The 25,803-nt window shown below is 63.8% G+C and carries 26 protein-coding genes and 1 tRNA gene; 22 read left to right on the top strand and 5 right to left on the bottom strand.

Annotated features, from left to right (window positions below; translation table 11 throughout):
• Window positions 1-353: 353 nt before the first annotated feature.
• Window positions 354-1,754, top strand: coding sequence for a pitrilysin family protein (locus FMZ75_RS02115; protein ID WP_166141135.1), 1,401 nt, complete (start codon window positions 354-356; stop codon window positions 1,752-1,754).
• Window positions 1,755-1,771: 17 nt separating this feature from the next.
• Window positions 1,772-3,052 carry a pitrilysin family protein gene (locus FMZ75_RS02110; RefSeq protein ID WP_142863336.1) on the top strand — a complete coding sequence of 427 codons (1,281 nt, stop codon included), beginning with the start codon at window positions 1,772-1,774 and terminating at the stop codon, window positions 3,050-3,052.
• Window positions 3,053-3,577: 525 nt separating this feature from the next.
• Here the strand turns inward: FMZ75_RS02110 and FMZ75_RS02105 are convergent.
• Window positions 3,578-4,669: a PAS domain S-box protein gene (locus tag FMZ75_RS02105; RefSeq protein WP_166141134.1), complete on the bottom strand. Its 1,092-nt coding sequence runs from the start codon at window positions 4,667-4,669 to the stop codon at window positions 3,578-3,580.
• Window positions 4,670-5,257: 588 nt separating this feature from the next.
• On the bottom strand, window positions 5,258-6,502 hold the full coding sequence (locus FMZ75_RS02100) for an AAA family ATPase (protein WP_166141133.1): 1,245 nt from the start codon (window positions 6,500-6,502) through the stop codon (window positions 5,258-5,260).
• 135 nt (window positions 6,503-6,637) lie between these two features.
• On the opposite strand from FMZ75_RS02100, the gene FMZ75_RS02095 reads away from it, so the two are divergent.
• From FMZ75_RS02095 to FMZ75_RS02075, 5 genes are all read left to right on the top strand, one after another.
• A complete protein-coding gene (locus FMZ75_RS02095) occupies window positions 6,638-7,525 on the top strand; it encodes an IS1 family transposase (RefSeq protein ID WP_166141132.1) in 888 nt (295 codons plus the stop codon).
• Between the two features lie 269 nt (window positions 7,526-7,794).
• A complete protein-coding gene (locus FMZ75_RS02090; RefSeq protein WP_166141131.1) occupies window positions 7,795-8,658 on the top strand; it encodes a Bro-N domain-containing protein in 864 nt (287 codons plus the stop codon).
• Between the two features lie 474 nt (window positions 8,659-9,132).
• Window positions 9,133-9,432 (top strand): hypothetical protein, encoded by a 300-nt coding sequence (locus FMZ75_RS02085; protein ID WP_142864615.1) that lies wholly within the window; start codon window positions 9,133-9,135, stop codon window positions 9,430-9,432.
• A gap of 129 nt (window positions 9,433-9,561) precedes the next feature.
• Complete coding sequence (locus FMZ75_RS02080) at window positions 9,562-10,713, top strand: FIST N-terminal domain-containing protein (protein WP_142864614.1); 1,152 nt, start codon at window positions 9,562-9,564, stop codon at window positions 10,711-10,713.
• A gap of 18 nt (window positions 10,714-10,731) precedes the next feature.
• Window positions 10,732-11,610 carry an aldo/keto reductase gene (locus FMZ75_RS02075; RefSeq protein WP_166141130.1) on the top strand — a complete coding sequence of 293 codons (879 nt, stop codon included), beginning with the start codon at window positions 10,732-10,734 and terminating at the stop codon, window positions 11,608-11,610.
• 572 nt (window positions 11,611-12,182) lie between these two features.
• Here FMZ75_RS02075 and FMZ75_RS02065 read toward each other — a convergent pair.
• Window positions 12,183-12,259 (bottom strand) — tRNA-Asp (locus tag FMZ75_RS02065).
• A gap of 303 nt (window positions 12,260-12,562) precedes the next feature.
• Here FMZ75_RS02065 and cydP point away from each other — a divergent pair.
• The 10 genes from cydP to FMZ75_RS02015 all read left to right on the top strand — a co-directional run bounded on the left by cydP (window position 12,563) and on the right by FMZ75_RS02015 (window position 19,636).
• Window positions 12,563-12,733, top strand: a complete 171-nt coding sequence (gene cydP / locus FMZ75_RS02060; RefSeq protein WP_166141129.1) for a cytochrome oxidase putative small subunit CydP — start codon at window positions 12,563-12,565, stop codon at window positions 12,731-12,733.
• A gap of 21 nt (window positions 12,734-12,754) precedes the next feature.
• The gene (locus FMZ75_RS02055) at window positions 12,755-14,317 is read left to right on the top strand and encodes a cytochrome ubiquinol oxidase subunit I (RefSeq protein ID WP_108915815.1); all 1,563 of its coding nucleotides are present in this window, start codon (window positions 12,755-12,757) and stop codon (window positions 14,315-14,317) included.
• Window positions 14,318-14,498: 181 nt separating this feature from the next.
• Window positions 14,499-15,638 carry a cytochrome d ubiquinol oxidase subunit II gene (gene cydB, locus FMZ75_RS02050; RefSeq protein WP_166141128.1) on the top strand — a complete coding sequence of 380 codons (1,140 nt, stop codon included), beginning with the start codon at window positions 14,499-14,501 and terminating at the stop codon, window positions 15,636-15,638.
• Window positions 15,639-15,671: 33 nt separating this feature from the next.
• Window positions 15,672-15,773 (top strand): cytochrome bd-I oxidase subunit CydX, encoded by a 102-nt coding sequence (cydX, locus tag FMZ75_RS02045; RefSeq protein WP_024878255.1) that lies wholly within the window; start codon window positions 15,672-15,674, stop codon window positions 15,771-15,773.
• Between the two features lie 197 nt (window positions 15,774-15,970).
• Window positions 15,971-16,339 (top strand): 30S ribosomal protein S13, encoded by a 369-nt coding sequence (rpsM, locus tag FMZ75_RS02040; protein WP_018267193.1) that lies wholly within the window; start codon window positions 15,971-15,973, stop codon window positions 16,337-16,339.
• 124 nt (window positions 16,340-16,463) lie between these two features.
• Entirely contained in the window at window positions 16,464-16,853 is a 390-nt protein-coding gene (rpsK, locus tag FMZ75_RS02035) for a 30S ribosomal protein S11 (RefSeq protein ID WP_018267194.1), read from the top strand.
• An 89-nt stretch (window positions 16,854-16,942) separates the two neighbouring features.
• Window positions 16,943-17,962 (top strand): DNA-directed RNA polymerase subunit alpha, encoded by a 1,020-nt coding sequence (locus FMZ75_RS02030; protein WP_108915574.1) that lies wholly within the window; start codon window positions 16,943-16,945, stop codon window positions 17,960-17,962.
• Between the two features lie 173 nt (window positions 17,963-18,135).
• Window positions 18,136-18,552 (top strand): 50S ribosomal protein L17, encoded by a 417-nt coding sequence (gene rplQ, locus FMZ75_RS02025; RefSeq protein WP_166141127.1) that lies wholly within the window; start codon window positions 18,136-18,138, stop codon window positions 18,550-18,552.
• Window positions 18,553-18,557: 5 nt separating this feature from the next.
• A complete protein-coding gene (locus tag FMZ75_RS02020; RefSeq protein ID WP_166141126.1) occupies window positions 18,558-18,965 on the top strand; it encodes a DUF4260 domain-containing protein in 408 nt (135 codons plus the stop codon).
• Window positions 18,962-19,636: a hypothetical protein gene (locus tag FMZ75_RS02015; protein ID WP_166141125.1), complete on the top strand. Its 675-nt coding sequence runs from the start codon at window positions 18,962-18,964 to the stop codon at window positions 19,634-19,636. Before FMZ75_RS02020 ends, FMZ75_RS02015 begins: the two co-directional genes overlap by 4 nt.
• A gap of 12 nt (window positions 19,637-19,648) precedes the next feature.
• Here the strand turns inward: FMZ75_RS02015 and FMZ75_RS02010 are convergent, their stop codons facing one another.
• Window positions 19,649-21,406, bottom strand: coding sequence for an ABC transporter ATP-binding protein (locus tag FMZ75_RS02010; protein WP_166141124.1), 1,758 nt, complete (start codon window positions 21,404-21,406; stop codon window positions 19,649-19,651).
• A gap of 244 nt (window positions 21,407-21,650) precedes the next feature.
• Here FMZ75_RS02010 and FMZ75_RS02005 point away from each other — a divergent pair, with 244 nt between their 5' ends.
• The 5 genes from FMZ75_RS02005 (at window position 21,651) to FMZ75_RS01985 (ending at window position 24,976) form a co-directional block, all read left to right on the top strand.
• On the top strand, window positions 21,651-23,078 hold the full coding sequence (locus FMZ75_RS02005) for a Do family serine endopeptidase (protein ID WP_166141123.1): 1,428 nt from the start codon (window positions 21,651-21,653) through the stop codon (window positions 23,076-23,078).
• Window positions 23,078-23,404: a hypothetical protein gene (locus FMZ75_RS02000; protein WP_166141122.1), complete on the top strand. Its 327-nt coding sequence runs from the start codon at window positions 23,078-23,080 to the stop codon at window positions 23,402-23,404. The genes FMZ75_RS02005 and FMZ75_RS02000 overlap by 1 nt, the downstream gene beginning before the upstream one ends.
• A gap of 43 nt (window positions 23,405-23,447) precedes the next feature.
• Window positions 23,448-24,287 carry an RDD family protein gene (locus FMZ75_RS01995; RefSeq protein ID WP_166141121.1) on the top strand — a complete coding sequence of 280 codons (840 nt, stop codon included), beginning with the start codon at window positions 23,448-23,450 and terminating at the stop codon, window positions 24,285-24,287.
• A 28-nt stretch (window positions 24,288-24,315) separates the two neighbouring features.
• Window positions 24,316-24,612 (top strand): hypothetical protein, encoded by a 297-nt coding sequence (locus tag FMZ75_RS01990; RefSeq protein WP_142864214.1) that lies wholly within the window; start codon window positions 24,316-24,318, stop codon window positions 24,610-24,612.
• Window positions 24,613-24,718: 106 nt separating this feature from the next.
• Window positions 24,719-24,976: a hypothetical protein gene (locus tag FMZ75_RS01985; RefSeq protein WP_166141120.1), complete on the top strand. Its 258-nt coding sequence runs from the start codon at window positions 24,719-24,721 to the stop codon at window positions 24,974-24,976.
• 10 nt (window positions 24,977-24,986) lie between these two features.
• Here FMZ75_RS01985 and FMZ75_RS01980 read toward each other — a convergent pair whose 3' ends face one another.
• A complete protein-coding gene (locus FMZ75_RS01980; RefSeq protein ID WP_108915638.1) occupies window positions 24,987-25,673 on the bottom strand; it encodes a response regulator in 687 nt (228 codons plus the stop codon).
• Window positions 25,674-25,803 lie beyond the last annotated feature (130 nt).

Here is a 25,803-nt window from a genome sequence, read left to right as displayed (position 1 = left end):
GAACAGGCAGCGTCGTCAGCGAGCCCTCATAGCGGAAGAATTTCTCTCCCATGGGCAGCAGAACCGAGGCGTCGAGCGGCGCCTTCGGCGCGGCCCTGCCCTCCTCCTTCGCCATCAGCGCCGAAAACGCCTTGTTCGACGTCGCTGGATAATGAGGGTCACAGCCGCGGCGACGCTGGCGCGCCCGGTTTCCGCCCGGCGCCTGACAGGCCTCGCATTCGAGCTTATATAGGTCGAATGCTTCCGTCGAAGCGTCCGAACGAACGCGACCCGAACTGGCGCCGAATTCTCTTGGCCGGCGCGCGCCCGGGCGCCGGACGCGGTCGAACGCGCTATAGCGAGGACAAATTATCATGCCGATGACACAGCCGGGGGCCGAGGCGATCGCGGCCGATCATGCCGCCAGCTCCGCCGCCGCCAAAACCGACGCCGCGCGCGCCGGGACCGCCAAAAGCGAGAGCGCCGCCGCCGGAGTGGTCCATTCGCGCCTCGCCAATGGGATGGAGATCGTCGTCATCGCCGACCGCCGCGCGCCGGTCGTCACCCATATGGTCTGGTATCGCAACGGCTCCGCCGACGATCCGCGCGGCAAGTCGGGAATCGCGCATTTTCTCGAGCATCTGATGTTCAAGGGCACACATGCGCATCCGCAGGGCGAATTCTCCAATCTCGTCTCCGACCTCGGCGGCCAGGAGAACGCCTTCACCAGCTATGACTACACGGCCTATTTCCAGCGCATCGGCAAGGAGCATCTCGGCACGCTGATGGAATTCGAGGCCGATCGCATGACCAATCTCGTTCTCTCCGACGAGGTGGTGGGGCCGGAGCGCGAGGTGGTGCTCGAGGAGCGCCGTATGCGCACCGAGAACGATCCTTCCGCCCAGCTCGACGAGGCGGTGCAGGCGGCGCTGTTCCCGCATCACCCCTATGGCACGCCGATCATCGGCTGGGGCCATGAGATCGAGACGCTCGGCCGCGAGGATGCGCTGCATTATTACCATCGCTTCTACACGCCCGAGAACGCCATACTCATCGTCGCCGGCGACGTCGACTTCGAGACGGTGCGCGCGCTCGCCGAGAGAACCTATGGCCACATCCCCGCGCGCGACGATGCGCCGAGCCGCAAGCGCCCGCGCGAGCCGGAGCCCCGCGCCCATCGCCTGGTGACGCTCGCCGACGAGAAGGTCGAGCAGCCCACGCACGAGCGCGTCTTCCTCGTGCCCTCCTACACGACCGGCGCGCCCGGCGAGGCGGAGACGCTGGAAGTTCTCGCCCATGTGCTGGGCGGCGGGCCGTCGAGCGTGCTCTATGATTCGCTGGTCGTGGAGCAGAAGCTCGCCGTCAACGCCGGCGCCTATTACATGGGCTCGGCTTTGGACGACACGCGCTTCTGGGTCTTCGCGACGCCGGCGCCGGGCGTCTCGCTGCAGCGGCTGGACGACGCGATAGAGGCGACGCTCGATAAATTCGCCGCCGCCGAAATCGCCGAGGCCGATCTGAAGCGCGCCAAGAATCGCCTCGTCGCCGACGCGGTCTATGCGCAGGACAGCCAGGTCTCGCTCGCCCGCTGGTATGGCGAATCGCTCGCCACCGGCCTCGCGGTGGAAGACGTCGCCGCCTGGCCGGACCGCATCGACGCCGTCTCCGCCGCGGACATCGCCGCCGCAGCCCGCAAATGGCTGCAGAAGCGCCGGGCCGTCACCGGCTTCCTCGAATCCGAGGACGAAGCCGAAGACGCCGAGCTCGCCGCCTGACATCGGAGCCAAAATCAATGACAGCCCAAGCCATCGCGCCTGCGAGCAGCCGCGCCGAGACCATTCAGCGCGTCGTCACGCCCGGCGGGATCGAAGCCTGGCTGGTCGAGAGCTACGCCGTTCCGCTCATCGCGCTCGAATTCGCGATGCGCGGCGGCGCCGCCCAGGATCCGGCCGGCAAGGCCGGCCTCGCGACGCTGCTCGCCGGCCTGCTCGACGAAGGCGCCGGACCCTTTGACGCGCGCGCCTTCCACCTCGCCATCGAGGATCTGGCGATACGTCTCGGCTTCGGCTGTGACCGGGACTCGATCTCCGGCCATATGCAGACGCTCGCCCGCAATCGCGACGAGGCGTTCGAGCTGCTGCGCCTCGCGCTCTGCGAGCCGCGGCTCGAGCAAACGGCGATCGACCGCGTGCGTGGCCAGATCGCCGCCGGGCTGAAACGCGACGCCAACGACCCGGACGCTCTGGTCGCCAAGGCCTTCCGCGAGGCGGCCTTCCCCGACCATCCCTATGGCCTGCCGGTGCGCGGCGACGCGACCAGCCTCGAGACGCTGACGCGCGATGATCTCGACGCGCTGAGGACCCGCCTGCTGGCGCGCAGCGATCTGAAAATCGCCGTCGTGGGCGCCATAGACGCGAAGACCCTCGCCGCGGAGCTGGACGCGACCTTCGGCGCCCTGCCGGCGCAGAGCCTGCTCACCCCTGTGCCCGAGATCGGCATTCATGCGCTCGGAGAGCGCCGCATCATCGATCTCGACGTGCCGCAATCGGCGATCCGCTTCGGCCGGCCGGGCATGAAGCGCCACGATCCCGATTATTTCGGCGCGGTGGTGGTCAACCACATTCTCGGCGGCGGCGCGTTCACGGCGCGGCTCTTCAACGAGGTGCGCGAGAAGCGCGGCCTCGCCTATTCGGTCTATTCGCATCTCAACGAATATGACAAATGCGCCATGCTGGTCGGCGGCGCGGCGACGAAGAACGAGCGCGCCCGCGAGTCGCTGGAGGTGATCCAGAGCCAATTCGCCGATCTCGCCAATGAGGGGCCGAGCGCGGACGAGCTCGACAAGGCGAAGAAATATCTGACCGGCTCCTATGCGCTGCGCTTCGACACATCGACGAAGATCGCCGGCCAGCTGGTCAATCTCCAGCTCGACGGATTTGCGCCCTCCTATCTCGACGAGCGCAACGGCCGAATCGAGGCGGTGACGCTCGACGACGCCCGCCGCGTCGCCAAGCGCCTGCTCGGCGACGGCGAGCTGCTGGTGTCGGTCGCCGGTCGTCCGCAGGGTCTCTGAGCGCCGTCTCCGCCTTTCGACGGCGAAAGGACGGCCGCGAGCCTTTCGGAGCGCATTGCTGGCATAGTCGGATCGATTCAGCGATCTTCTGAAAAGAAAACGGGCGCCGCTACTCGCGGCGCCCGACGGATCGTCTGAAAAAAGGGGTCCGGCAGACGCCGAACCCCTGCGCCGTTGTAAATTCCGTCGGGGAATAATTGATCCACTATCGATCGACAACGTCTCTTCTTTAGCGCGCCCCGATCGTAAAGGAAACTTCCTAATATAAATCTCGAGCAGAAAGACGACGCCTGTGGCTCGTAGGTAACACTAGTACTAATACGATCGGAGAATTACTTTTAGTGATCTTTCTTGGTACTAATACTAATCGAAGCCATAAGCAGTTTTACTTTCAATCGCTTGCACTCAGGCGAAACGATGCTTCAACGCAGCCATTCGTTGCTCCCCCGTTACCGATTCGGTCGAGGGCCGGAAATTATGCTCATTTGTCGATGACACGCCAGCTGTGGCCGCTGAAGACTCCCGTTATCCACAGGGCTCGGCGATCAGGGGCAGGGTGAGCTCGAAGGCCGCGCCGCCCGTCTCTGTGGAAAGCTCGCCGACGAAGTGGATTTCGACCGCGATCTCGCCGCCGCTCGCCGAGGTCGCGACGATCAATCCCGCGTGCGGCGCGGCGAGCGCCGCCGCGACCGCGGCGCGCATCAAATCCACCAACGCCCGCTCGATTTGCAGAGGATCGCCGATCACGAGATCGCGCTCGGAGAGAAGGCGCAGCTCGGCGCGAACGCTATCGCCACAATCGAGACGGACTCTCTGCCATGCGTCGCAGATCGCCGCGTGCAGCGCGATCGACGCCTGCGCCTCCCGAGCGCACAGCTCGCGCCATTCGGCGACGAGCCGCGCGGCGCGATGCAATTGCGCGCCGGCGCGATCCATGGCGGCGAGCTGCTCTTCCGATCCCGCGCCACCGCCGAGAGTCGCCCGCCGACGCGCAGCCTGGAGATAGGCGGCGGCGGCGGTGAGCGGCTGATTGACGTCATGGGCGAAGCCGACCGCCTCCCGCGCCAGCGCGCCCGATCGCTCAGCGCGACGCCGCAGCTCCTGCGTTTCCGCGACATCCTGCGCGAAAGCCACGCCTCGCGCGGGCCCTTCGTCGAGCGCGACGAAGCGCAGCCGCATCCGGACGCTCGCGCCGTCCCGACGCGCGAACTCCGTCTCGGTCGCGCTCGCGGCCGGCGATCGAAGCCGCGTCGCCTTCCGCCAATCGATGCGGCCGGCCGTAAGATCGTCGCGACCGTAGCCGGTCATTCGGAGGAATTCGTCATTGGCCTCTGTCACCTCGCCGCCGACGCCCCAACAAAAGGCGCCGATCGGCCCGCTCTCCCACAAGGCGCGCAAGGCCTCGTCGGCGCAGCGATCGGCGCGCGCGTCGCCGCGCGAGCGAAGGCGCAAAGCGTCGACGATCACGGCCGTCAGAATGGCGAGAACGAAGGCGATGGCCAGTCCGGCCAGAGCGGAAGCGTCGAGCGCCTCGAAGAAAATCTGCGCCAATAGGCCGGAGGCGAGCGCCGCCGATCCCACTGCGGCGAGGCCGCCGACGAGAGCGGCGAATTGCATGGCGACGCAAAAAGACGCCGGGTAGTGTCTCAGTTTGAATTTTGGCGCTCTTGACGCCGGCTCGCGTCGCTCCGATCTCCCGTGCTATGCTTGTCGCAAAGCAGAGGGGCGGCCATATGCAGATAGAAGATGACGAAAGGCCGCTAGGCGAACTATGCGGGGTTCCTCCCATCCCCCACAAGCAAAACAAAGCGGGGCGGACGATTATCGATGATTTTATCGACCGCCTAAAGCGAGAGGATGCGAGCAAAACGGCTGAGGCCCAAGATACCGCACGCCGCCCAATCGCGGGCACGCGCTACGACATAAATGGCTATGCTGGGGGCCCAACGACCATCCGCGACCTATGCTTCGTCGAAAAAAGAAAAGCACGGTAAGACATGCCCACAGGACCTAAAGGCGAGAAGCGCCCTGCCGACGCCATCGCGCGCGCCGTGAAGGTGATGCGCATCGCCACTGGCGAAGAGCCGGAGGATTACGGCGACGCGCCCGCGACGCGTGCGGATGTCGCTAGAAAGGGCGGACATGCGCGCGCTGAGAAGCTAAGCTCAGATCGCCGAAAGCAGATCGCATCAGAGGCTGCCAAGGCTAGACATCAAGTTCCCGCTGCTCCTTGTGAAAAAGAAGATTCTTAGCATCGTCATCGATCATCTGACTCTGTATTCCTTTGATAATCACATACGGCTGCATCATAGGATCAGCAAACCGAAACGTTTGCTGTCTGTCTCCGCCACGTTTTATCAGAATATTCCCGCCATGGTCGCTGCTGAATCGCCGCAAATGCTTATCAAAGTGGGCTATCCTTCGTTTGTCTTTCATAATAGCACTCAATGGCTCAATCAGGTCCGCAGCTTTAAAAAAACCCTCATCATCGCATTTCGCAAGCGCACAAGCTAAAAGCGACTCTTGCAAATTATTCTTCTGATTTGTCCGTGTCGCCGCGCGGTAAGCGTCTCGGAATGAAATTGCTGTATCCTCAATAAATCGCTTCATCGCCGCTTCAACATCTGCATTGCCAACATTAAGTCTTCTGTTATTGAGCGCATGCAAAGCTGCCAGCTTAGACAATGTCTGAGTAAAGAACGGTAAGCCGCGCGACAAAATAACAATCGTCCACATAGCATCGTTACTAAACGATATCGGAGTCTTTTTCGCGCGTTGATAGATTATTTCTCTCAGCTCGTCTTCTGACATCCTATTCAATGGGACATCAACAAGCGCCCTGCCTATTGATGCATGATCACCAAGCAGTTGTGATACATTTTCGGCAACGCCAACCAAAATAACAGTAGTATGAACGGAAAAGTCATATAATTCCTTGATAAGATTAGCGGTTAATATTTTTGCGTCCCTGTCTACAAGCTTGTCATATTCATCGAAAATAATGATAGGAAGTGCATTTTGATTGATTTTCTGAAGTTCGCGCCGAACCTGCGAGGGTGTAATTGATGAAAAATCCACGTCAAAGGTCACGTATTCCGGCTTTCCTCTGGAAATACCCATTGCCTTAAGTTCTTCAAGGGCTCTGACCCACAATGAGGAAAAATCGTCTTGCGGACCGCATTGCACCCTGGCGACGATAAAACTTTGCAATGTCTTCCCATAACGTTTCCAAAAAATATTTGAGAGCGAAGTCTTACCGACCCCGCGCTCCCCAAAGAGGACGACATGTCGCGAGCGCTCCATGACGGTCTGGAGCATCTTGGTTACCTCAGCTAGCCGCCCGGCAAAAAGTTGCTCTTCGTCGACTGGAGCGCCGTCGAATAGGCGTTGAATCTCAAACTCCAACGACATCCAATCCGCAGCCGTAGTCGGCTTCTGTTGCTGGGCCATAGGTTCCCTCAAGCGTCCGGTTAATCAACGCAGGGATGACTAGCACATCAAAAGCTCTGACTAAATCAAAAAAAGGTATGACTGCGCTGCTTCAATATGCTTGCTTAGTTATAACAAATTCAGTATGAAATGCCTATGAACAAGCTCGACACCAAAACCCGCGCCCAAATCCTCGCGATGCTCTGCGAGGGGGCCTCGATGCGATCTGTCTCCCGTCTGACGGATACGAGCATCAACACCGTGTCGAAGCTTCTGGTGGACGCTGGCCGCTTCTGTGCGGGCTTCCACGACGCCAAGGTTCGCGGCGTGAAGGCGAGCAAGGTTCAGGTGGACGAGATTTGGTCTTTCACTGCCGCAAAGGAGAAGAATGTCGCCGGCATGAAAGCGCCGGTTGATGGCGCTGGCGACACTTGGACGTGGACCGCGATCGAAGCCGATACCAAGCTACTGATCTCGCACTTCGTCGGCGGCCGCGATGGCGAATGCGCCAAGTGGTTTATCGATGACTTGGCCGCTCGGCTGGCGAACCGCGTCCAACTCACGTCAGACGGCCACAAGGCCTATCTGGAAGCCGTCGAAGGCGCGTTCGGTGCCGATATCGATTACGCTATGCTCATCAAGCTTTATGGCTCAACGCCAGAGAGCGCGAAGGGCCGCTATTCGCCTGCCGATTGCACGGGGATCAAGAAAACGAAGATCGAAGGCAAGCCGGATATGGCGCACGTGTCGACCTCCTATGTCGAGCGCCAGAACCTCACTATGCGGATGCACAACCGCCGCTTCACGCGCCTGACGAATGCGTTCAGCAAGAAGTTTGAAAATCACGCGCACATGGTTGCGATCTACGCCGTTTGGTATAACTGGCTGCGCATCCACAAGACGCTTCGCGTTACCCCCGCCATGGCGGCGGGCGTGTGCGATACCGTCATGACGTGGGAACAAATCGTCGAGGCGATGGACGCGGATGCGCCGAAGCCGGGGAAGCGCGGCCCCTATAAGAAGGTTCAAAAATCCGAAGAGTGAGGACGGCCGGGCTCTTCGTGCATCATATAACAGCATGTTTATATGAATATATCCCCAAAACATGTGGGGTCATAGGCGTTAGCAATAGACACCGGCGAGTGCCAGCGATAGCTTCAATACTTCGGCAAAGAAAAGGGCGCTGACGATTCCCGCCAGCGCCCGAAACTGAGACCGAGCCTAGAGGCCCGCTCCTCCCTAGACAAGAGGAACCGTATGCCGAAACGGATGGCGGACGCTAGCGCAGAAAGGTCGCAATCCAAAGGAAAGTTATGCAATACGTAATGCAGATATTCGAGGACGAGAGGCATGACGAGTTCCGCGTCGTCGATCGGAATGGTGAGCCATGGTTTGTTCTTGCTGATGTATGCCGTTCTCTGGGGATTAAGAATCCGTCTGATGCTGCCGCGAGGCTCGATGACGACGAAAAAATGACCCTCGAACTAACCGAGGGTCAATCTGGCGTCCGTGGCGGCGCTAGAAAAATGAACATAATCAATGAGTCAGGCCTATACTCCTTAATCATTCGTTCCGACAAGCCAGACGCGAAGAGATTCAAGAAGTGGGTGACGGCGGAAGTCCTCCCGTCGATTCGAAAGACAGGGGGCTATCGCGGCGGCGTTCCCGCGTTCATCCGGCGCTTCAACCAGAATTGGGATCGGACCTCTGCCGGGTATTTTTCCGTAATATCTGAGCTTGCAATCCGGCTTCATGGCAGGATGGAGATGCTCGGCCATGTAATGGCGGACCGCGCACCTGATGGAAGGGAGCTAAGACCTGACAATAGTGTTGGCCGCGTTTTCAGTGATTGGCTCAAAAAACATCACCCAAATTTAGTAAGTCTTGTTCGCTACTATGTCCATACAACCCCAGAATGGGAGGGGGATGCCAAGCAGTACCCGGTATCAATGCTGCCGCTTTATATCGAGTTCGTCGACACGGTATGGATACCAGAATACGCAGCGGCGTATTTCAAATCGCGTGACCGGGCAGCGCTCGCATATCTTCCATCGCTTCTTCCAAACGCGACCCCGCCAAAGGCCGCTCTGCCGAAGAGTCCAATGGCGAATTCTAATCGAGCGATTCGCCGTCCTATCGATCGAGATCACGCCGCCCGCAATCGAAAGGCGGTTTAACAAAACACGCGGCTCGCCCTTCTCGGCGGGCCGCATAAAAATTCAAACTGAGACACTACCAGACGCCGACGCCACTTGCGTTCCGATCGTCGCCTCCAATGCGAAACGCGCCAGCGCCACGATCGCCGCGAGCGTCGCGCCGAAACCGATCGGCCGACGCATGGCGAATTCGCGACATCGGATAAAACGACTCCAAAGAGCGCGGAGCCCGGCGACGGCGGCTGCGCTCATAAGTCGTGAGGCTCCTGCAACCCCCGACGAATCCTCATGCTCGGCACTAGCAATTTCCGACAATCGACGAATGCGACGCCGCAAGACTGGCTCAGATCAATTGAGTTTGCAATCCTTTCGCAATGATCGAACGAAGGCGCATGGTCGCGACGTCCGGGCGCCGCAATTCGCCGCGGACGACGCGGCGCTGTTTCGGCGCGCGCAAATCTGCTAGAAGCTATCCAACAGAAAGGCTTTTCGAAAATGGCGCGCACCTCTCTCCTCTTCCTGCTTGTGGCCGGGACCGTCTCCTTCCTCGGCGGCCTCGCGCCGAAGGCGGCCTTCGCCGGGCCCAATGTGCCGCTGTGTTTCGCCATGCAGAACAATTACAATGATTGCGTGCGGCGCGAGCGTGCGCGGGAGCGGCGCCGTCACGAATATGAGGACGAGTGGGGCCGCGGGCCCTATGAGCGCGAGTGGGGCCACAGGCCGCATGAGCGCCGCCGCCGCGGCTCGGAATGCGACGCTTGGCTCGTTCAGCTGAAGGCCCAAGGCTGCTTCTGAACGACCTGCTTCTGAACCATTCTCCCGCCCGGCTCGGCCGCCCTGGAGCGCTCCAGCGACCTTGGCGCTCATGCACACGGCGAGCGGCACGGTCGTTGCTACCCGCGTCGGAACGCGGGGAACGAGACCATGAGCAAGTTCATTTACGCCCATGCCGGCGACGCCGACTGGAAGAGCGCCTTGGCCTCCTGCCTCGAGCAGATCGAGCGGCGGCTCGCGGACGCGCCCGCGCCCAATCTCGGCTGGTGCTATCTCACCGATTATTTCACCCAGGCCGCGAACGATATTTTGTCGGCGCTGCGCGCACGCCTGCCCGGCGTGCGTTGGGTGGGGACGGTCGGAGTCGGCGTCGGCGCCGAGGCGGTGGAATATTTCGACGCGCCGGGCCTCGCAATCATGCTGGCAGATCTTCCCGCCGGCTCCTTCGAGCTGTTCTCGGCGCCGGCGCAGCTCGACGGCGCCGCAAAGGGTTTCGAGCCCTTCACGGCGCTCGTCCACGCCAGCGGCGGAACCCCCGATCTTCAGGCCGAGCTCGAAGCCGCCAGCGCCAGGCTCGCCACCGGCTATTTGTTCGGCGGCCTCTCCTCGGCGCGCAACAAGGCTCTGTGCTTCGCCGACGATGTGCTGCCCGGCGGCCTCACCGGCGTCGCCTTCGGACCGCAGGCGACCGTGTTCTCGCGCGTCACCCAAGGCTGCCAGCCGATCGGCCCGCTGCGCACGGTCACACGCGCGCAGGGCAATTACCTCGTGACTCTGGACGAAAAGCGCGCGCTCGACTGCGTGCTCGAGGATATGGGCCATACGCTCGACATAGACGACGCCGCGCTGCGCCTCGAGCTGGCGCAGACTCTGGCCGGAATCGTCGCCACTGGCGAGGACGTCTCCGCCAAGCCCGGCCAGTTCGGCGCCAATACGGAAGTGCGGCACATTGTCGGCGTCGGCCGCAAGGGCGGGCTGCTGATGATCGCCGAGCAGATAAAGGACGGAATGCGGCTCGCCTTCTGCAAGCGCAACGCCGAGGCGGCCAAGCATGATCTGCTGCGCATCGTCGCGGAAGTGCGCGCCCAGGCGGAGGCGGCCGGCGGCATGAGAGGCGCGCTCTATATCAGCTGCTCGGGGCGAGGCGGCCCGCATTTCGGCGAGCCCAACGCCGAATTCCGCATGGTTCACGAGGCGCTGGGAGGCGAGACGCCCTTGATCGGCTTTTTCGCCGGCGGCGAGATCGCCCGCCATCATCTCTACGGCTATACTGGCGTGCTGACGGTTTTCGCCGGAGCCTGAGAAAGAGGAAGCCCCAAAATGAGCGCCGAGCCGCGCGGCGAGGATCCGAGCCGGATCGTCTCGCCCTTTGGGGTCGTCATGCCCCGCGTCATCTATGGGACGGCCTGGAAGAAGGAGCGCACCGCCGCTCTGGTGGAAGAAGCGCTGCGGACCGGCTTTCGTGGGATCGACACCGCCTGCCAGCCCAAGCATTACAATGAGCCGGGCGTCGGCGAAGGTCTGGCGGCGGCGTTCGGCGCCGGGCTCGCCCGCGCGGATATTTATCTGCAGACCAAATTCACGCCCTTCGGCGGGCAGGACCCCGAGAACATCCCCTATGACGCCTCCGCTCCGATCGGCGAGCAGGTGCGGCAATCCTTCGAGGTCTCGCTGCGCAATCTGCGCGTGGATCGCCTCGACGGATTGGTGCTGCACTCCCCCTACCCCGAGGACAAGGACACTCTGGAAGCCTGGCGCGCGATGGAGAGCCTGGCGGCGCAGGGCGGCGTGCGCCAATTGGGCGTCAGCAATTGCTACGAGCCTGCGCGGCTGAAGATGCTGTGGAAGAAGGCGCGGGTGAAGCCCGCCGTGATCCAGAACCGCTTCTACGCCAAGACCGGCTATGACCGCGAGATTCGCGCTTTCTGCGCAAAGCACGAGATTTTCTACCAGAGCTTTTGGACGCTCACCGCCAATCCCGAAACGCTGGCGAAGCCGGAGCTCGTCGCTCTCGCCGAAAAATATGGGCGCGGCCGGGCGCAGATTTTCTTCCGCTTCCTGACGCAGCAAAACATTCTGTGCCTCACCGGGACGTCCTCGCAAGAGCATATGCGCGACGATCTGGCGATATTCGACTTCTCCCTGACTGCGGAGGAATGCGCGACCCTGGACGCTCTGCTGACCAGCGCGCCGGCCTGAGCGGCTCGAAAAGACGCGGAAACCGCCCTTGCATTCTCGATCCCGGCCGGACTCCGAGGCGCTGGAGATCGACCGCGCGCAATGCGCGCGCATTTCCCGGATGGCGCGCCGAGGGGCGGGGCATGGGCCATTTCGGCTTTTTCCGCGACCCGGGCCGGCCTTATCGGGGCGATTGCGCGCGCAGGCTTGCTGGGGAGCCGAAGGGAGAGACCGCCGCTCACTTCACGAATTTGACGGCGGCGAGAATGACGCCGCCGAGCACGATCTGCGTGACGACCAGCCAGCGGAGACTATCGACCTTCAGATCGGCCATTTCCGTGCGCAGCTCGCCGGCCAGCTCTTCGAGGTCCGCTTTGGTGGCGACGGAATCGCGCAGCGCCGCGTCCAGCGCATCGGCCTGCGCGGCGCCTGCTTATCGTCGAAGGCGGCCTCTTTCAGCCGATCGATATAGGCGAGACGATCGAAGGTTATCGCCGACGAGGTCATGCTCATAGAATAGGCGCAGGCCCGGCCAGGATCAATCGACGAACTCGGGCCATGGCCACGACGCTATGAGGACGACGGATTCGAAATGGCGAGAGAGACGGGGCTCGAACCCGCGACCTCCGGCGTGACAGGCCGGCGCTCTAACCAACTGAGCTACTCCCCCGCGAGCGCGGCGCAACGCATTGCGCTAGCGAGAGGCGCCGAATAAGGCACGCGCCGGCCAAAGTCAAGGAAGATGGCGGCGGGATTTGTCAGGGAACTGTCCAAGACCGCCGTCCGCGCCAGCGGCGACAAAACCGCGCAGCGACAGTTCGAACCTTCGAATCGCGGCGGTCCTGTGCTTTTTATAGCGAGACCGGAGCCTTCGGCGACCACCTAGGGGCTTTAGGGAGTTTCCGGTCATGAAGGCGAGGCCGTTCGGGGATAGTGTGTCCGGCGGCCCGGCGCTTCGGGCGGGGAGAAACGCATGTCGGCCAATTCGGCGACGCATCGGCTCGGGCGAGAAATCGCCGTCGCCATCGCTCTCAAGGTCGCGGCCCTGGCCCTGCTCTATGTCCTTTTCTTCCCCCCTTCGCAGCGGCCGCATATGTCGCCGGCCGCCGTGGCGGAGAAGCTCTTCGCTCGAGACCGCGGCTGATCCTTCTTTCAGGAGCGCATGATGTTCGAACTCGACGTGGTGACGCTTTCACGACTGCAATTCGCGCTGACCGCCCTCTACCACTTCCTCTTCGTGCCGCTGACGCTCGGACTGTCGATCCTCCTCGCCATAATGGAGAGCGTCTTCGTGATGACCGGCCGCACCATATGGCGCGACGCGGTCAAATTCTGGGGCACGCTGTTCGGCATCAATTTCGCGATGGGCGTCGCCACCGGCATCACCATGGAGTTCCAGTTCGGAACCAACTGGTCCTACTACTCGCATTATGTCGGCGATATTTTCGGCGCGCCGCTGGCGATCGAAGGGTTGATGGCCTTCTTCCTCGAGGCGTCCTTCGTCGGCCTGTTCTTCTTCGGCTGGAACCGGCTGAGCAAAGTGGCGCATCTCGCCGTCACCTGGCTGGTCGCCATCGGCGCCAATTTCTCGGCGCTGTGGATTCTCATCGCCAATAGCTGGATGCTCAATCCGGTCGGGGCGGCGTTCAATCCGCAGACTTTGCGCATGGAGCTGACCTCCTTTGCAGAAGTGTTCTTCAACCCCGTCGCGCAATCGAAATTCGTGCACACCGTCAGCGCCGGCTATGTGACCGGCGCCATGTTCGTGCTGTCCATCTCGGCCTATTACCTGCTCTACAAGCGCGAGCATCGCGAGATCGCGCGGCGCTCGGCCAATGTAGCGGCGAGCTTCGGCCTCGCCTCGGCGCTCTCCGTCGTCGTGCTCGGCGACGAGAGCGGCTATACGGCGAGCTTCAACCAGAAAATGAAAATCGCCGCCATCGAGGCCATGTGGGAGACGGAGCCGCCGCCGGCCTCCTTCACCATTTTCGGCATTCCCGACGTCAAGGAGCAGACGACGCATTTGAAGGTCGAGGCGCCCTATCTCCTCGGCCTGATCGCGACGCGCTCGCTGGATACGCCCGTCGAGGGCATAAAATCGCTGGTCGAGAAATCGCAAACGCGCATTCGCGCCGGAATGCCCGCCTATGAATGGCTTTCCGCGCGTCCCGACGGGCCGAACGCTCCCATTCCCGACGAGCTGCTGCCCGCCTTCAAGGACCTCGGCCATTCGCTGCTCTTGAAGCAGATCCGGCCAGACATCGAGAACGCCACCGACGCGCAGGTGCGTGAAGCGGCGCTCACCACCATTCCCAATGTGCCGGTGCTGTTCTTTGCCTTCCGCATCATGGTGGCGCTGGGATTTTATTTCATCTTCCTGTTCGCCGCGGCCTTCCTCGTCGCCAGCCGGCGGCGGCTCAGAGACAATCCCTGGCTCTTGAAGCTCGCCTTCTACAGCCTGCCTCTGCCCTGGATCGCGGCCGAGCTCGGCTGGATCGTCGCCGAATATGGCCGCCAGCCCTGGATCATCGACAGCGTGCTGCCGACCTTCCTCGGCGCGTCCAATGTGCCGGCCTATAATGTTCTGCTGAGCCTCGGCGGCTTCGTGCTGTTCTACAGCGCGCTGGCCATCGTCGAAGTCTGGCTGATGCTGAAATACATCCGCCTCGGCCCGACGATCGAGACCTTCCCGAAAGAGGCGCCGGAGCGGCCCTTCCAAATCGCGTGACGCGCTTCCCCCTCCCCTCCAGGGGAGGGTCGGACCGCCATAGGCGGTCCGGGGTGGGGTAAGGCCCGAAACTCGGGGCGTCACCCCCCTCCCGCCCGCCTTCGGCGGTCGACCTCCCCCCTCGAGGGGGAGGTGGGAGCGCGAGCTTTTGAACGCCTGCCTCATCGAGGAGATTCCCGACATGATCGATTATGGAATTCTGCGGCTCGTCTGGTGGGCCCTGCTCGGAACGCTGCTCATCGGATTTGCGATCGCCGACGGCTTCGATCTCGGCGCCGCCGTCCTCCACCCCTTCGTCGCGCGTACCGACTCCGAGCGCCGGCAGACGCTCAACGCCATCGGCCCGGTGTGGGAGGGCAATCAGGTCTGGCTGATCCTCGGCGGCGGCGCGATCTTCGCCGCCTTTCCGGCGCTCTACGCCGTCTCCTTCTCGGGCTTCTATCTGGCGATGTTCCTCGTCCTGCTGGGCCTCATTCTGCGGCCGGCGGCGATCGTCTATCGCAGCAAGGTGGAGACGCATGGCTGGCGACGCGCCTGGGACTGGATATTCTTCGTCTCCGGCTTCGTGCCGGCGCTGCTGTTCGGCGTCGCCTTCGGCAATGTCTTGCTCGGCGCGCCCTTCCGCTTCGACGATCAGATGAACATCGTCTATGAGGGCGATCTCTTCGGCCTGCTCACCCCCTTCGCCCTGCTCGCCGGAGTCGTCAGCCTCGCGATGATCACGCTGCAGGGCGCGTGCTGGCTCGCGAGCAAGACGCAGGGCCAGCTCGCATTTCGCGCCAAGCTCGGCGGCCTTCTGGCGGCGATCGCGCTGCTGGCCGCCTTCACCTATGCCGGCTATTGGGGCTCCGAAAATATCGAGGGCTATGTGCTGACCAGCGCCGTCGATCCGTTCGCCCCCTCCAACCCGCTCGCGAAAACCGTCGCTCATGAGGCCGGCGCCTGGCGGGCCGCCTATGAGGCGCGGCCGTGGACGCTCGCCGCCCCGGCCGCCGTCTATTTCGGCGCGCTGGTCGCCGTGCTGGCGCTGGCCTTCTCGGCGCCGCTGATCGCCTTCATCGGCTCGAGCCTGGCGACGGCGGGCGTCATCGCCACGGCGGGCTTCACTCTGTTCCCCTTCGTGCTGCCGTCTTCGATCGAGCCCAATCACGGCCTGACGCTCTGGGACGCCTCGTCCAGCCAGCGCACATTGACGCTGATGCTGGCGGCGGTCGTCGTCTTCCTGCCCATCGTCCTCGCCTATACGGCCTGGATATATCGCGTCCTGCGCGGGCCGGTGTCGCAGGCGAGCGTCGGCGACAAGGACAATTATCCGTATTGAGCGCAGCTTCCCCATCGCGCATAGGAGATCGCCATGTGGTATTTTTCCTGGATTCTCGGCCTCGGCCTCGCCTGCGCCTTCGGCGTCATCAACGCCATGTGGCTGGAGCTCGAGGAATATAGCGAGGAAAAGTGATCGACCTGCGGGGCGGACGCCTTGACGGGTCGACGGCTTTCGCCTAGGAAGCCCACCTTCACCACTTCGGCGATGCGCTCCGTTCCTCGGCGGGAACGGAGCCGTCGTCGTATAAAAAGCCCGCAGGGGCCGGCCTCCACCGGACGCGGGTCTGATCGGCGAACCTCGAGTTCGACCTCACATGGAGAGACGAGAAAATGGCCCGTATAGCCGGCGTCAACATTCCGACCAATAAGCGCGTCGTCATCGCTCTGCAGTATATCCATGGAATCGGGCCGAAAAAGGCGCAGGAGATCATCGAGAAGGTGAACATCCCGGCCGAGCGTCGCGTCGCCCAGCTGACCGACGCCGAAGTGCTGCAGATCCGCGAGACGATCGACCGCGACTATCTGGTCGAAGGCGATCTTCGCCGCGAAGTAGCGATCAACATCAAGCGCCTGATGGACCTCGGCTGCTATCGCGGCCTGCGCCATCGTCGCCAGCTGCCGGTGCGCGGCCAGCGCACCCACACCAACGCCCGCACCCGCAAGGGCAAGGCGAAGCCGATCGCCGGCAAGAAGAAGTAATCAGGCTTACGTGTCGCGGGCTCTCCCGCGACGATCACCTGGGCGCGGAGCGACGAGCGCTTGCGCCCTCATCGAGCCCTAGCGCCCGGCATTACGGGCGCGTTCGAAGGACGAGAAAGAGACTATGGCAAAAGAGACCACCCGCGTTCGCCGCAGGGAGCGCAAGAACATCGTTTCCGGCGTCGCGCATGTGAATTCGACGTTCAACAACACGATGATCACCATCACCGACGCGCAGGGCAACACCGTGTCCTGGTCGTCCGCCGGCACGATGGGCTTCAAGGGCTCGCGCAAATCGACGCCCTACGCCGCGCAGATGGCCGCCGAGGACGCGGCCCGCAAGGCCGGCGAGCATGGCGTGCGCACCCTCGAGGTCGAGGTTTCCGGGCCGGGCTCCGGTCGTGAGTCGGCGCTGCGCGCGCTGCAAGCCGCGGGCTTCACCGTGACCTCGATCCGCGACGTGACGCCAATTCCGCACAATGGCTGCCGCCCGCGCAAGCGCCGCCGCGTCTGACGAGACCTGTTTCATCGAGACGAATTGCGACGGGGTCTCGCGCCGCAGGCGCGCGGGATCCGGCCGAGAGCTGAAGGAAAGGCGCCACAGTGAGCATCCAGAAGAACTGGCAGGAACTCATCAAGCCCAGCAAGCTCGAGGTGACGGCGGGTTACGATCCGCGCCGCATCGCGGTGGCCGTCGCTTCGCCGCTCGAGCGCGGCTTCGGCTTGACGTTGGGCAATGCGCTGCGTCGCATTCTGCTCTCCTCCTTGCAGGGCGCGGCGATCACCTCGATCCATATCGACGGCGTGCTGCACGAATTCTCGTCGATCCCCGGCGTGCGCGAGGACGTCACCGACATCGTCCTCAACATCAAGGACATCGCCATCAAATACAGCGGCGAGGGCGTGAAGCGCCTGACGCTGAAAAAACTGGGTCCGGGCCCCGTCACGGCCGGCGACATCCAGGCCACCGGCGATCTGCAGATTCTCAATCCCGATCTCGTCATCTGCACGCTGGACGAGGGCGCCGAGTTCCGCGTGGAGTTCACCATCGCGACCGGCAAGGGCTATGTGCCGGCCGACCGCAACCGCGCCGAGGACGCGCCGATCGGCCTCATCCCGATCGACAGCCTCTATTCGCCGGTCAAGAAGGTGAGCTATCGCGTCGAGAACACCCGCGAGGGCCAGGAGCTCGACAAGGACAAGCTGACGCTGACGATCGAGACCAATGGCGCCATCTCGCCGGAAGACGCGCTCGCCTATGCGGCGCGCATTCTGCAGGATCAGCTGTCGGTGTTCGTGAACTTCGAGGAGCCGCGCCGCGAGGAGGCCGCCCCGTCCATCCCGCAGCTCGCCTTCAACCCGGCGCTGCTGAAGAAGGTGGACGAGCTCGAGCTCTCGGTGCGCTCGGCCAACTGCCTGAAGAACGACAATATCGTCTATATCGGCGACCTCATCCAGAAGTCGGAGGCGGAAATGCTCCGCACCCCGAACTTCGGCCGCAAATCCTTGAACGAGATCAAGGAAGTGCTGGCGCAAATGGGCCTGCACCTCGGCATGGAAGTGCCCGGCTGGCCGCCGGAGAACATCGACGATCTCGCCAAGAGATTCGAAGAACATTATTGATCCGCCCTCTCCCTTTTCCCGCGTGCGGGAGAAGGTGTCGCGCGAATGCGCGACGGATGAGGGCCCTCACCCGACCCCGCTCCGCGGGGCCACCCTCTCCCGCAAAGCGGGAGAGGGAATAATGGAACGGCCGTTCCTTGGCACGGCGGCCGCTAAAATAACGGAGACGCCAAATGTATCATCGTAACAAGAAGCGCCGCTTCGGCCGCACCCACGAGCATCGTCAGGCGATGTTCGTCAACATGGCCCAGGCGCTCATCAAGCATGAGCAGATCGTCACGACTCTGCCCAAGGCCAAGGATCTTCGCCCCATCGTCGAGAAGCTGGTGACGCTCGGCAAGCGCGGCGACCTCCACGCCCGCCGTCAGGCCATCTCCCGCCTGCGCGACGTCGATCTGGTCAAAAAGCTCTTCGACGTGCTCGGCCCGCGCTACAAGGAGCGCAATGGCGGCTACACGCGCGTGCTGAAGGCCGGCTTCCGCTATGGCGACAACGCCCCGCTCGCCGTGATCGAATTCGTCGACCGCGACGTGGACGCCAAGGGCCAGGATTCCAGCCCCGTCCAGACGGCGACGGAAGAAGCGGCGTAACGCCGATGCTCCCCGGCCCCGCGAGCGGAAGCGTTCTCGGTTGGCCGAAAATTCTGTTGAGATTAGAAGGGGCGGCGCTGATGGCGGCCGCCCTTTTCGCTTATTTCGGCCTCGGCGCCGATTGGCGCCTGTTGGCCTGGCTGTTCCTTTTCCCCGATCTGTCGATGGCTTTCTATCTCGCCGGTCCGCGCATCGGCGCCATCGCCTATAACACCGCTCATACGACCATCATCCCCTTCGCCGTGCTCGGCGCCGGCGTCTATCTCGGCCAGGGGCTGATGATCTCGATCGCGCTGATTCACCTCGCGCATATCGGCTTCGACCGAATGCTCGGCTTCGGTTTCAAATATGGAACCGCCTTCGGCGACACGCATCTCGGCCGCGTCGGCCGCCCGCCGGACGCGACGGCGTGATCCTCGAGCCCTGGGACGAACTCGCCCGCGCCCGCACCGCCGCGGGCGATGAGCTGCTGCTGCGCCAGCGCGGCGGCGTCTATGAAATCCGCTGCAACGGCTATGATCTCATGTCCAACCGAGCCCATCGCTCGGAGGAGGCGCTGGCTCGTCTCGCCCTCGCCGAGACGCGCGCCGCCACGCCGCGCATTCTGGTCGGCGGCCTCGGCATGGGCTTCACCCTGCGCGCCGCGCTCGACGCCGCGCCGAGAGATGCGCGCATCATCGTCGCCGAGCTGCTCCCCGAGATCATCGCCTGGAACCGCGGCCCCCTCGCGCCGCTGGCCGGCCGGCCGCTGGAGGACGCCCGCGTCCAATTGCGGGAGGGCGACGTCGCCGTGCTGATGGAGGCGGAAGCGGGCGCCTATGACGCCATCCTCCTCGACATAGACAATGGCCCGGAGGTGGTGCTCTGCGACATCAACTCCTCGCTCTTTTCCGCGCGCGGCCTGCGCAAGATGCGCCGCGCCCTCGCCCCTTCCGGCGTGCTCGCCGTCTGGTCCGCCGATCCGTCGCCGCGCTTCGAGGAGCGGCTCGAGGAGACGCGCTTTTCCTTCCGCGCCGAGGAGATCGCCGCGCGCGGCGCCGAAGGCGATCCCCGCCACACCCTTTATCTCGCGCGCGCCCGGTGATCGCAGTCCGCGTCACGCCGGCTCCAGAGCCGCCTCCGCATCCTCGCGACGCTGCGCCGCCCACATTTTCGCATAGCAACCATCGGCGGCGAGCAGAGCGTCATGCGAGCCGCGCTCGACGATAGCGCCCTCCTCGAGCACGATGATCTCGTCGGCCTCGACCACGGTCGATAAACGATGCGCCACGACGAAGCGCGTCACGCCTCGGGCCACATCGGCGATCCGCTCTTGAATGAGCCGCTCGGTGCGCGTGTCCAGCGCAGAGGTTGCCTCGTCGAGGACGAGAAGCCGAGGACGCTTCAACAGCGCACGCGCGATGGCGACGCGCTGCTTCTCGCCGCCCGAGAGCCGCAGCCCGCGCTCTCCGACGATGGTGTTCTCGCCCTGCGGCAGGCGCCCGACGACGTCGTCCAATCCGGCCGCGCTCATCGCCGCCTCTATCTCCTCGCGCGTCGCCTCCGGCCGCGCGAAGCGGATGTTGTCGACGAGCGTTTCATTGAACAGCACGCAATCCTGCGGCACCAGAGCGAGAGCGCCGCGCAAGGCGCGGAGATCCAGATCCTCGATAGGGACGCCGTCGAAGCGGATCGCGCCGCGCTGCGGCTCGTGGAAGCGGAACAGTAGCCGCGCGAGCGTCGACTTCCCACCGCCGCTAGGCCCGACGACCGCGAGCGTTCGTCCGGGCGGAATGACGAAACTCACCTTGCGCAGCGTCGGATGATCCGGATGATGCGAATAGAGCAGCCCTTCGACACCGACCGACAGCGGTCCCTCGCCGGGCAGCGCCTCGCCGCCGGGTGAAAGCTCGGCCTCGGTCTTCTCCGTCAGAATGGCGAGCATACGCTCGACCTGAGCGCCGCTGCGGATGACCTCACGCCAAACGAGCGTGAAATGCTCGATCGGCCGGACGACTTGCGTGAGATAGAGCGCGACGAGCAGCAGATCGCTCGGCGGGCCGCCGCTCGTCACGAGCCGCTTCACGGCGAGAGCGAATATGCCGCCGAACGACAAAGTGAAGACGACCGTCAGCGCGATCTGGTTTCGCGCGCCTTGCGCGGAATGGCGCAACCATCCCCCCTCGGCTTGGTCGAAGAGATCGCGGAGCCGCGCCATCACGGCGCGCTCGGCGACGAAAGCCTTCACGGTCTCGAAATTCAGCAGGCTTTCGATGAAGAGATTGGAGGCCTTGCCGTCCTGCTCCAGCGCCAGCAGCGCCGTTTCCCTGTACCCCTTCGCCGAGATCGCGAAAGTCGCCGCATAGAGCGCGACGAAAGCCGTATAGGCCGCGAGCATGGAAGCGTCGAAGAGATGCGACAGGACGCCGGCGGCCGCGACTATCTCGATCGCCATCGGCAGAAGGCCGGAGACCATGGAGAGCAAATGACGGCAGGCGTTGACGCCTTCCGAAATGGTGCGGCCGAGCTCGCCGGTCTTGCGCGTCAGATGATACGCATATGGCAGATCGAGCGCATGCGCATAGACTTTGCTCGAGATCGCATGGACGAGCCGCCGCTCGACCGACATTGTGAAGGGCGTCGCGATCGTCGGCGCCAGCCGCGCCGCGCCGAGCAGCCCCACATAGAGGCAGACCGCGAGCGTCGAGCCAGCGGCGTCGGCGTGGCTGAAGAGATCGACCGCGCGGCCGAGCGCCAGCGGCGCCACCGCCTGGAACAAAGCGCCGAGCGCCGTGAGCGCAGTTGTCGCGACAGTGAGGCCGAGAAGCCGCGGCCCTACCGCCTCCAGAATGAATTTCGGAACGCTTTTCATCATTTGCGAGCCTTTCGCCGCTTCGGCTCCGCGCAAAAAATAAAAGAACCAGCCGCTTTCGATCGAATCGAAAGGGCCGCATCCGGTAATAGAGAAGCCCGAGCCGCGCAAGCCTGTGGCGCGGACGACGTTCGAATTCTTCACCCGCCCCTACGCGCTCATGCGAATTCCACGAGTCTGACGCTTTTCGGGCTAATATGCGGGAACGAATCTCACCCCGACGAATCTCACCCCGAGAGGACGATCGATGATTTTTCTTCGGCGCCAATTCCTTGCGGCTCTCGCCATGCTCGCGCTCGCCGCCCCGGCGGCGCAGGCGGAGGCCCTGCTCGCGCCCCAGCAGGAGCGCGCCCTGCCGCAGTCGCGCGCCGATGTGATCTTGTCCTTCGCGCCCATCGTGAAACGGGCGACGCCCGCCGTCGTCAATGTCTTCGCGACGCGCGTCGAGCAGCGGCCCGCCAATCCTTTCTTCGACGATCCGATCTTCCGCCGCTTCTTCGGCGAGGGCGGCGGCGGCCAGCGCGGGCCGACGGCGCAATCGCTCGGCTCCGGCGTCATCGTCGACGCCTCCGGCCTCGTCGTCACCAATAATCACGTGATAGAGGGCATGACCGACGTGAAGGTCTCGCTCTCCGACAAGCGCGAGATACCGGCAAAAATCCTGCTGCGCGATCCGCGCACCGATCTCGCCGTGCTGAAGCTGACCGAGGCCGCGACCTATCCGATGATGGAGCTCGGCGATTCGGACGCGCTCGAGGTCGGCGACCTCGTCCTCGCCATCGGCAATCCTTTCGGCGTCGGGCAGACGGTGACGCAGGGCATCGTCTCGGCGCTGGCGCGCACGCAGGTCGGCATTTCCGACTATGGCTTCTTCATCCAGACCGACGCCTCCATCAATCCCGGCAATTCCGGCGGCCCTCTCGTCGATATGAGCGGACGCGTCATCGGCATAAATTCGGCGATCTTCTCCAAATCGGGCGGCTCCGTCGGCATCGGCTTCGCCATCCCCGTCAATATGGTCAAGATCGTCGTGGCGGCGGCCAAGGGCGGCGGCAAGCAGGTCAAGCGCCCGTGGCTGGGCGCGACGCTGCAAAATCTCTCCAAGGAGATTTCCGACAGCCTCGGCCTCGAGCGCCCCGCCGGCGCGCTGATCGCCGATCTCTACCCCAAGGGCCCGGCGCTGGAGGCCGGCTTGAAGCGCGGCGACGTCATCGTCGCCGTCGACGGACAATCGGCGGACGATCCGGAGGCGGTCGGCTATCGCCTCGCCACCAAGCCGCTCGGCGGACAGGCGACGCTCGGCGTGCTGCGCGCCGGCAAGACCATCGCCGTGCCTCTGAGGCTCTCCGCCGCCCCGGAAGTCCCCGCGCGCGACGCGGTGAAGGTGAAAGGCCCTTCGCCCTTCGCCGGCGCGACGGTCGTCAATATCTCGCCCGCCGTGCTCGAGGAATTCTCCGTGCAGGGCGCGGCCAATGGCGTCGTGGTGGCGGAGATCGATCCGCAATCGGTCGCCGCGCAGCTCAATCTGCAAAAGGGCGACGTGATTCTCGTCGTCAATGACGAGAAGATCGGAACGACGCGCGACCTCGAGCGAGCGACGATCAACCGCCATTATTATTGGAAGATCACGCTCGCCCGCGAGGGGCAGGTGATCACGACGGTGGTCGGGGGGTAATGGACCGTATCGAATATCGCCTCGGGCTCTGCGACATATCGGGCGAGCATCGCCCAATAGCGATACTGCGCGCGGCGAGCCCGTTTCCATCGGTCGCGGTCGGCGAGCGTTTCGACGACGAAGGCTGGCCGCGCCTCGATCCGAACGATCCGCCCGGCTCCGCAACGGCGCCGAAGCGTTACACAATTCGTTCCGTCAAGCATGTCGTCACTCGGGGTGACGGCGTAATCATCGCTCGCTATTGTCTCAATCTCGCGCCTTTCGACGGCGATCGATCGCCGGTGTGGGGCGCGAACAATCCGATCCGCTCGCAAGCGGATCGCTGACTGTCGCCCTCGTCTTTGCGTCTATTTCGTCCAAGGTCCTTTCATGTTCTCCATCCGAGACGATGGATTGCTGCGCGGCGGAATTTTTCGTCGGATGATCGCCTTCACGATCGACATGACGCTCGTCGCCTTCCTGCTGCAGCTCGCCGGCGTCGCCGGCTTTTGGCTGACCGACGGCCATATTCGGGCGTCCTCCGGTTTCGGCTCGACGCTATGCCAGTCGCGCGCCGCGCCGCCCCTCGGCTTGGCGATCCCGCAGAGCTTTCGAGTCGATTTCGTGACCGAATGCGCCGCGAGCCTCTTCGGCGCGCCCTATTCGCGATCCGCCAAGATCGGCCGCCGGACGCGCATCGACGCTGTCATGCGGGAAGAAGCGGTCACCATCCCCCTCGACGCCAGCGGACGCGCGGGCGCCATTCTCGATCTGTCGCTCTTCATCCTGCCGCTCTTCGCGGCCATGCGCATTTTTTTCGAGCGCGACGGCGGCCGCACATTGGGGCGACGCCTCACCGGGCTGCGCCTCATCGCCAAGGATGTGGCGATCCTCGACCGGCGTCGCCTCGTCATTCGCTATGCGGCTATGTTCGCTCCCCTCGCGCCCGGCGTCGCTTTCGACGCCTGGATCGCCACGCTGCCGCCCTTCGGCCTTATGGGAGCGGCTCGATCTCTCGCAGTTTTTCGAGGCCTATGCGACGGTCGCGGCGCCCGTCGCGCTCGCCTTTCTCTGGGCCGCGATCGACATGGCGCGCGGAGCCGACGCCTATTACGACCGTCTCATCGGCGGCGCCGTCGTGCGCGACTGACAGGATTTTCTCCCCTGTGCGCCTACGCACAAACACGCAGCCGCCGCTCCCTTAGAAACAGCATCGTTCGACGGGCATGAAGCCCGCGACGCTGGGGGAGTAGAGACAATGACCTTCGCCGTTTCGGAACTCGCTTCGCGCCCTGTGCAGACCGCCGCCGCCATGCGGATGGCCTTCGTCATTCTCGGCGCCACTGTCGCGCTCGCCGGCGCCAAGGCTTTCACGGCGCGGAGCGTCGCCGCCCCCATTCTCCCGAGCGCGCCCGTCGCGCCGATCGCCGAATCCGTCGCTCTCGCCGACGCCGAGGCGACGCAGGACGTCTGTCGCCGCGTCGTGGTCGAGATCGACGAAGGCTATGGCGTGCGCGGCCATGTCACGCGCTGGATCTGCCGCAAGGCGTTTTGATCGGCGCTCTGTGTCCTCGCGCACAAACGCCGGGCCTCGGCCGTCGTAAAACCCCCTCATGCGCTGGGCGAGCCGCCCGGACACGCGCCTTCCGAGGATGAGACAAATGACCTTCGCCGTCACCGAATTCGCGTCGCGCCCCGTCGAGACCGCTTCCGCCGTGAAGATCGCCTTCGTCATTCTCGGCGCGACCGTCGCCCTCGCCGGGACCAAGGCGCTGCTGTCGCGCAATGCTGCACCGATCGCCGAGCCGGCCGTCTTCGCCGAGCACGCGGAAGACCGCTGCCGTTACGTCTCGGTCGAATCCCACGGCGGGCTCGCCGAGGGCAAGGCGCTGCGCGTCGTCTGCCGCAAGACGCGTTGAGCTTTCGCTGTCATAGCCGCACGAAACGATAGCCGACTCCGGGCTCGGTCACGAGGATTTTCGGCGCCGCGGCGTCTTCTTCGATCTTGGCGCGCAATTGGCCGATGAAGACACGCAAATATTGCGTGTCTTCGCCATGGGCGGGGCCCCATACCGCCGTCAATATCTGCCGATGGGTGAGCAAGCGGTCGGCATGGCGCGAGAGCGTCGCCAACAGCTCATATTCCTTGGGCGTCAGCTTCACGACGACGCCGTTGCGGGTCACGAGGCGTCGGCCGAGATCGATGCGCAGCCCGCCGCTTTCTATCTCGCTCGCCTCGGCCGCGGTTTTCCCGCCATGACGCAACGCGGCCCTCAAACGCGCCAGCAATTCGCCGATCGAAAAGGGCTTTTCCACATAATCGTCGGCGCCGGCGTCCAGCGCCGCGATCTTCTCCGCCTCGCGCTCGCGCGCCGAGAGAATGATGATCGGAACCTGTGAAAAGGCGCGCGCCCGGCGCAGAACCTCCTTGCCGTCCATATCCGGCAGGCCGAGATCGAGCAGAACCGCGTCCGGGGCATGGGCGGCGATCGCCTTCAGCGCCTCACGTCCGGTCGCGGCCTCCAGCGTCTCATAGCCGCTGGCGGCGAGCGCGGGCCGCAGCACGCGCAACATTTGCGGTTCGTCGTCGACGATCAATATGCGCGGGCCGCTCATGCCGTTTCGCCGCTCTGTCTTTCTCTGCCGCAGTCGCATAATCCGCTCCGCAGCGCCATACAACGGCGCCGATTCGCGCCGAATTGATCCGGCCGCCGCCACCGCCGAACGATCGAACGATTCCGTTCGA

This window comes from Methylosinus sp. RM1 (assembly GCF_011378635.1).
In the GTDB taxonomy this organism is placed as follows: Bacteria; Pseudomonadota; Alphaproteobacteria; order Rhizobiales; family Beijerinckiaceae; genus Methylosinus; species Methylosinus sporium.
This window is presented reverse-complemented; position numbering and strand designations above follow the sequence as displayed.

What these genes read in the sequence shown, in the direction of transcription:
- FMZ75_RS02080 (WP_142864614.1), top strand. Translation starts at nt 9,562, where the DNA reads ATGAGCAAGTTCATTTACGCCCATGCCGGCGACGCCGACTGGAAGAGC.
- FMZ75_RS01980 (WP_108915638.1), bottom strand. Translation starts at nt 25,673, where the DNA reads ATGAGCGGCCCGCGCATATTGATCGTCGACGACGAACCGCAAATGTTG.
- rpsK (WP_018267194.1), top strand. Translation starts at nt 16,464, where the DNA reads ATGGCAAAAGAGACCACCCGCGTTCGCCGCAGGGAGCGCAAGAACATC.
- FMZ75_RS02020 (WP_166141126.1), top strand. Translation starts at nt 18,558, where the DNA reads ATGCTCCCCGGCCCCGCGAGCGGAAGCGTTCTCGGTTGGCCGAAAATT.
- cydP (WP_166141129.1), top strand. Translation starts at nt 12,563, where the DNA reads ATGTCGGCCAATTCGGCGACGCATCGGCTCGGGCGAGAAATCGCCGTC.
- FMZ75_RS01990 (WP_142864214.1), top strand. Translation starts at nt 24,316, where the DNA reads ATGACCTTCGCCGTTTCGGAACTCGCTTCGCGCCCTGTGCAGACCGCC.
- rplQ (WP_166141127.1), top strand. Translation starts at nt 18,136, where the DNA reads ATGTATCATCGTAACAAGAAGCGCCGCTTCGGCCGCACCCACGAGCAT.
- cydB (WP_166141128.1), top strand. Translation starts at nt 14,499, where the DNA reads ATGATCGATTATGGAATTCTGCGGCTCGTCTGGTGGGCCCTGCTCGGA.
- cydX (WP_024878255.1), top strand. Translation starts at nt 15,672, where the DNA reads ATGTGGTATTTTTCCTGGATTCTCGGCCTCGGCCTCGCCTGCGCCTTC.
- rpsM (WP_018267193.1), top strand. Translation starts at nt 15,971, where the DNA reads ATGGCCCGTATAGCCGGCGTCAACATTCCGACCAATAAGCGCGTCGTC.
- FMZ75_RS02010 (WP_166141124.1), bottom strand. Translation starts at nt 21,406, where the DNA reads ATGATGAAAAGCGTTCCGAAATTCATTCTGGAGGCGGTAGGGCCGCGG.
- FMZ75_RS02110 (WP_142863336.1), top strand. Translation starts at nt 1,772, where the DNA reads ATGACAGCCCAAGCCATCGCGCCTGCGAGCAGCCGCGCCGAGACCATT.
- FMZ75_RS02100 (WP_166141133.1), bottom strand. Translation starts at nt 6,502, where the DNA reads ATGGCCCAGCAACAGAAGCCGACTACGGCTGCGGATTGGATGTCGTTG.
- FMZ75_RS02115 (WP_166141135.1), top strand. Translation starts at nt 354, where the DNA reads ATGCCGATGACACAGCCGGGGGCCGAGGCGATCGCGGCCGATCATGCC.
- FMZ75_RS02095 (WP_166141132.1), top strand. Translation starts at nt 6,638, where the DNA reads ATGAACAAGCTCGACACCAAAACCCGCGCCCAAATCCTCGCGATGCTC.
- FMZ75_RS02085 (WP_142864615.1), top strand. Translation starts at nt 9,133, where the DNA reads ATGGCGCGCACCTCTCTCCTCTTCCTGCTTGTGGCCGGGACCGTCTCC.
- FMZ75_RS02000 (WP_166141122.1), top strand. Translation starts at nt 23,078, where the DNA reads ATGGACCGTATCGAATATCGCCTCGGGCTCTGCGACATATCGGGCGAG.
- FMZ75_RS02075 (WP_166141130.1), top strand. Translation starts at nt 10,732, where the DNA reads ATGAGCGCCGAGCCGCGCGGCGAGGATCCGAGCCGGATCGTCTCGCCC.
- FMZ75_RS01985 (WP_166141120.1), top strand. Translation starts at nt 24,719, where the DNA reads ATGACCTTCGCCGTCACCGAATTCGCGTCGCGCCCCGTCGAGACCGCT.
- FMZ75_RS01995 (WP_166141121.1), top strand. Translation starts at nt 23,448, where the DNA reads ATGTTCTCCATCCGAGACGATGGATTGCTGCGCGGCGGAATTTTTCGT.
- FMZ75_RS02090 (WP_166141131.1), top strand. Translation starts at nt 7,795, where the DNA reads ATGCAATACGTAATGCAGATATTCGAGGACGAGAGGCATGACGAGTTC.
- FMZ75_RS02005 (WP_166141123.1), top strand. Translation starts at nt 21,651, where the DNA reads ATGATTTTTCTTCGGCGCCAATTCCTTGCGGCTCTCGCCATGCTCGCG.
- FMZ75_RS02055 (WP_108915815.1), top strand. Translation starts at nt 12,755, where the DNA reads ATGTTCGAACTCGACGTGGTGACGCTTTCACGACTGCAATTCGCGCTG.
- FMZ75_RS02105 (WP_166141134.1), bottom strand. Translation starts at nt 4,669, where the DNA reads ATGCAATTCGCCGCTCTCGTCGGCGGCCTCGCCGCAGTGGGATCGGCG.